Origin of the sequence: Tropicimonas sp. IMCC6043, assembly GCF_004146235.1 — a bacterium.
GTDB lineage: Bacteria > Pseudomonadota > Alphaproteobacteria > Rhodobacterales > Rhodobacteraceae > Tropicimonas.
This window is the reverse complement of sequence record NZ_SELO01000240.1, coordinates 1-255: the sequence shown is the minus strand read 5'-3', so window position 1 is coordinate 255 and position 255 is coordinate 1. Positions and strand designations below refer to the sequence as shown.

Annotated in this window: 1 rRNA gene; it reads right to left on the bottom strand. The window is 56.5% G+C overall.

Features of this window, described 5'->3' with window-relative positions:
* Nucleotides 1-255 (bottom strand): 16S ribosomal RNA (locus EU800_RS26515); the annotation flags it as partial.

The following is a 255-nucleotide window of genomic DNA, read 5'->3' as shown; positions in this document are numbered from 1 at the left end:
TGTGTAGCCCAACCCGTAAGGGCCATGAGGACTTGACGTCATCCACACCTTCCTCCGGCTTATCACCGGCAGTTTCCTTAGAGTGCCCAGCCGAACTGCTGGCAACTAAGGACGTGGGTTGCGCTCGCTGCCGGACTTAACCGAACATCTCACGACACGAGCTGACGACAGCCATGCAGCACCTGTCTTGGATCCAGCCGAACTGAAGGAATTCCTCTCGGAAAACCGCGATCCAGATGTCAAGGGTTGGTAAGG